The sequence below is a fragment of the Hydrocoleum sp. CS-953 genome, assembly GCF_002260545.1.
Classification (GTDB): domain Bacteria; phylum Cyanobacteriota; class Cyanobacteriia; order Cyanobacteriales; family Microcoleaceae; genus Trichodesmium.
The window spans coordinates 1-4,696 of the sequence record NZ_LGSU01000792.1 but is presented as its reverse complement, the minus strand read 5'-3'; the positions used below and the strand labels follow the sequence as shown (position 1 = coordinate 4,696).

The window sequence follows — 4,696 nt, the reverse complement described above, 5'->3', positions numbered from 1 at the left end:
GAGCAAGTTTTCTGTTTTTTATCCATAAATTGAGAAGCTTTATACCTAAATTTTTCGGTAAGCAGAACGGAGTTTTATTGCTAATTAGGGTTTGCTGAAAAAGTCTTATGGTAGAAGTCGGAGTAAGAGTAAGGAGTCAGAAGTCAAGATTTAAAAGAATTACAAAGAAGGTAGGAGGAATAATTGTCCCTTGATTTTTCTGCCATAGTGAGCTTTTAATGCTAACTTTTTGAGAATGAAAAGCTGAAAAACTGGTACTTTTTTCAATCTCAAGAAGCCTAAAGTCTTTCTCTGTCAATGCTTTGAGATTTAATTAGCAAATCCTAATTATCCGGGAATGATATTACAACTGCTAAATTCAGGTTTTATATAGATNATATAGATAGTTAAAATTTTTATTTTAATAAAATGCTTAAGGGTTTTTAATCAAGTAAAAATTAAATATAATCCAAAAAAGATAACTGGAGACTTTAACTAAGTCAGAAGTCAGAAGTTATTTGGGTAATTGGTATGACCACAAGTAATGCTATACTTGGGAGGAACTTCAAATATTAAGTAATTAACACAATCAGAATAACTTTTTTGATAATTACTAATCAGTTAATGTTAATTATTCTTATTTTTACTTTTCCTCCACTCCCCTACTCAATAAAATTTAGAAAAGTTTTTGAGAAATGGTATAACGGGGATTAGAGCAACCCTCCCAAAAATATTTCGCCTTAAAAGGCGGGGTTGAGCGACCCAATTGTTTTGATAAATAGTTAAAGTAGTCCTACTAAAATAGTATCTCCGTGGATGTATTCGTAGATTTTAATTGGAGCAACAATATCTCCATACTATTGACATTAAAGATTGATTATGCTAGCAAATTTTAATAAGGATACCTGAAAAATCAATGTGTCCATTAAACATAGATTTTGGCTGAAACAAAAAAATTTAAGATAGCGTGGAACCCAAAAATCTATCCTCTCAAGCTCAAACAAAGGAAATAATAGAACTCTCCCTTCTCTGCTCCATTGCTCAAAGGTGCATACTAGCATACAAAAATCTCAGTTCTCTAGATATCTCAATATAAGGTCTCATGTCAACTCTTGTTATTGTTGAATCTCCTACTAAAGCCCGCACTATTCGTAACTATCTACCCTCAGACTACCGCGTTGAGGCATCCATGGGTCATGTGCGTGACCTACCACCTTCTGCTGAGGAAATACCAGAAAAATACAAAGGAGAAAAGTGGGCACATCTAGGCGTAAATGTAGAATCAGATTTTGAACCTGTCTACGTTGTCCCTAAAGACAAAAAGAAAACCGTAAAAGAACTTAAAGATGCTCTGAAAGAAGCTGATGAATTAGTTTTGGCCACAGATGAAGACCGAGAAGGGGAAAGCATAAGTTGGCATTTATTGCAACTACTAAAGCCGAAAGTTCCTACTAAGCGGATGGTCTTCCATGAAATTACTCCAGAAGCTATTCGCAAGGCGATTGAAAATTGTCGTAATATAGATGAGCAGTTAGTCAGGGCACAAGAAACTCGGCGGATTTTAGATCGACTCTATGGTTATACTCTCTCTCCTGTATTGTGGAAAAAAATTGCTTGGGGTCTCTCTGCTGGTAGAGTACAATCTGTGGCAGTTAGACTATTGGTTAACCGAGAACGTCAACGTCAGGCTTTTAAACAGGGGGGTTATTGGGATTTAAAGGCCAGTTTAGAGCAGGAAAAAAGCCCGTTTGAGTCTAAACTTGTCACCCTTGGAGGAACAAAAGTTGCTACGGGTAGTGACTTTGATGAAAATACGGGCAAAATAGCTGAGGGTCGGAATGTTGTTTTGTTGGATGAGACTCAAGCTGAAGCTCTGAAAGAAAGACTTGAGGATAAACCTTGGACTGTTAGTAGTGTGGAAGAACGAGCTGTTAAACGTAAACCTTCTCCACCATTTACCACTTCCACCTTACAACAGGAAGCTAACCGCAAACTACGAATGGGTGCCAAGCAAACTATGCGGACTGCCCAAAATTTATACGAACAAGGTTTTATTACCTATATGCGGACAGACTCCGTTCATTTGTCCGATGAGGCGATCGCTGCTGCTCGGAGTTGTGTGGAAAAAATGTACGGTGCAGAATATCTGAGTCCTCAACCTAGACAATACACTACAAAAAGTAAAGGCGCTCAAGAAGCTCACGAAGCTATTCGCCCTGCGGGTCAAACTTTTCGCACTCCCCAGGAAACAGGATTGAAGGATCAAGAATTTGCTCTTTACGACTTAATCTGGAAAAGGACAGTAGCTTGTCAAATGGCCGACTCTCGTCAAACCCATATTACAGTTAATTTACAAGTAGAAGATGCAGGTTTTCGTTCTAATGGGAAACGAATAGACTTTCCTGGGTTCCTCCGGGCTTATGTTGAAGGGTCGGATGACCCAGAAGCAGCTTTGGAAAACCAAGAAGTACCATTGCCTCCTCTAAAACAGGGCGATCGCCCAAATTGTAGAGAAATAGAAGTAGTGGGACATGAAACTCAGCCACCTGCTAGATTTACCGAAGCATCTTTAGTTAAAACTCTAGAAAGTGAAGGTATTGGTCGTCCGAGTACCTACGCTACTGTAATTAGTACCATTGTTGACCGTCGTTATGCCAAACTTCAGGGTAATGCTTTGGTTCCGACTTTTACTGCTTTTGGGGTGACAAGTCTATTAGAAAGGCACTTTCCTGAATTTGTGGATGTTAAGTTTACCGCTCGTATGGAACAAACTCTGGATGATATTTCTACGGGTGAAGCTCAATGGTTGCCATATTTACGAGAATTTTATTCTGGAGAGAGTGGGTTGGATACTCAAATTAAGGAACAGGAGGAATATATTGACCCTAAATTAGCTCGTACTATTGAGTTAGAGAATTTGGATACCGATCCAGAAATGACTTATCGTATCTGTATTGGCAAATTTGGTGCTTATATTGAGGCAGAAAATGATGAAGGTATAGTTAAAGCTTCTATTCCTGAAGATTTAACCCCATCAGACCTAGACCCAGAACAAATAGAGAAAATTCTTAAGCAAAAAACAGAAGGTCCGGAGGAGTTAGGAATTCATCCAGAGGAAGATAAACCTATATATATAATGACTGGTCGTTACGGTCCTTATGTACAGTTGGGCGATGAGGTGGAGGGAAGTAAGAAAAAACCAAAGCGAAGCTCGTTGCCAAAGGGTGTAAATATGGAAGATGTGACTTTAGATATGGCAGTTGGGTTATTATCTCTACCTCGTACCTTGGGGACTCACCCAGAAACTGGTTGTAAGATTCAAACTAATTTAGGACGTTTTGGTCCTTATGTTGTCCACGACCAAGGAAAAGAGGGTGGTAAAGATTATCGTTCTTTGAAAGCTGGGGATGATGTTTTGACTATTACTTTGGAGCGTGCTTTGGAGTTATTGGCTCAACCTAAAAGAGCGAGACGAGGTAGTGCTAAAGCTGCACCTCCACTCAAAGATTTGGGTAAACATCCAGAAGATGGTGAGGTAGTGGGTATTTATGATGGTCGGTATGGACCTTATGTCAAACATGGTAAGGTAAATGCCNCTTTGAAAGCTGGGGATGATGTTTTGACTATTACTTTGGAGCGTGCTTTGGAGTTATTGGCTCAACCTAAAAGAGCGAGACGAGGTAGTGCTAAAGCTGCACCTCCACTCAAAGATTTGGGTAAACATCCAGAAGATGGTGAGGTAGTGGGTATTTATGATGGTCGGTATGGACCTTATGTCAAACATGGTAAGGTAAATGCCTCTTTGCCTAAAGATACAGCAGTAGAAGATGTGACTTTGGAGCAGGCTCTAGAACTTTTGCAGGCTAAAGCTTCAACTAAAAAGTCTACTCGTGGTAGGAAGTCTACAAAAACTAAAGCAGCAGAAAATAATTAGAAATAGGGTTATATTTTAGATTAGTAACACAGTAAGGTGGGTAAATTTTGACTTATTTATACCAATTGTAAATATAGTAAAATTTACGCACCATTTTAGTAAGCATTCAGCGGTCAGCTAGCCTCTTGCCTCCTGCGGAGGAGCTGCGCTAACAGAGGAGCTTTCCTTTCCTGCGGAATGCTACGCAAACGGAATGCTACGCAAACGCTAACAGCTATCAGCTATCAGCTTTATTGCTTCTAAAAGAGGAAAAAGCAATTTAGGGAATTCAAAGAATTATAAAGTATGGGTCATTTCAGTTATCAGTTAGCCTCCTGCGGAGGAACTACGTTAACAGTTAGCCTCTTGCAGAGGAACTGCGTTAACAGTTATCAGTACCTCTAGCTGTTTGCGCAGCATTCCGTAGGAAAGCAAGAGGCTTCATATAAGGAATAGTCTCTTTTTTTATCCCTTTAAAAAGGGAGGCTTTAGACCACAATTTTTTGGTAAAAGTCTATCAGTTAACCCTAATAGTCTATTAAGCTATATCCTTCATTTTTATTGCTGTTTGCGCAGCATTCCGCAGGAAGAGCTGAATGGTAATAGCTGTTTGCGCAGCATTCCGCAGGAAATGCTTACCCATTTTATACAAAAGTTTGCAACTTGATGAGGTATAAAATTCTAGGAAAGTAGGCAAAAGGCAATAGAAAAAAAGTAATTAGAGATATAAAATTAATGCCTTATCTAGTTTTTCATCCTGAAAAGTTTCGTATATTTATGGTGAAAGAGAACATAGAGATATTT

Annotated in this window: 1 protein-coding gene and 1 pseudogene; both read left to right on the top strand. The window is 38.9% G+C overall.

Going from position 1 to position 4,696, the window contains the following annotated elements:
• Positions 1 to 1,081: 1,081 nt before the first annotated feature.
• Positions 1,082 to 3,574, top strand: a pseudogene (gene topA, locus AFK68_RS09845) (type I DNA topoisomerase); the annotation flags it as partial.
• 1 nt (position 3,575) lies between these two features.
• A partial coding sequence (locus tag AFK68_RS41420) for a topoisomerase C-terminal repeat-containing protein (RefSeq protein ID WP_305778134.1) occupies positions 3,576 to 3,913 on the top strand: 338 nt, incomplete at its 5' end.
• Positions 3,914 to 4,696 lie beyond the last annotated feature (783 nt).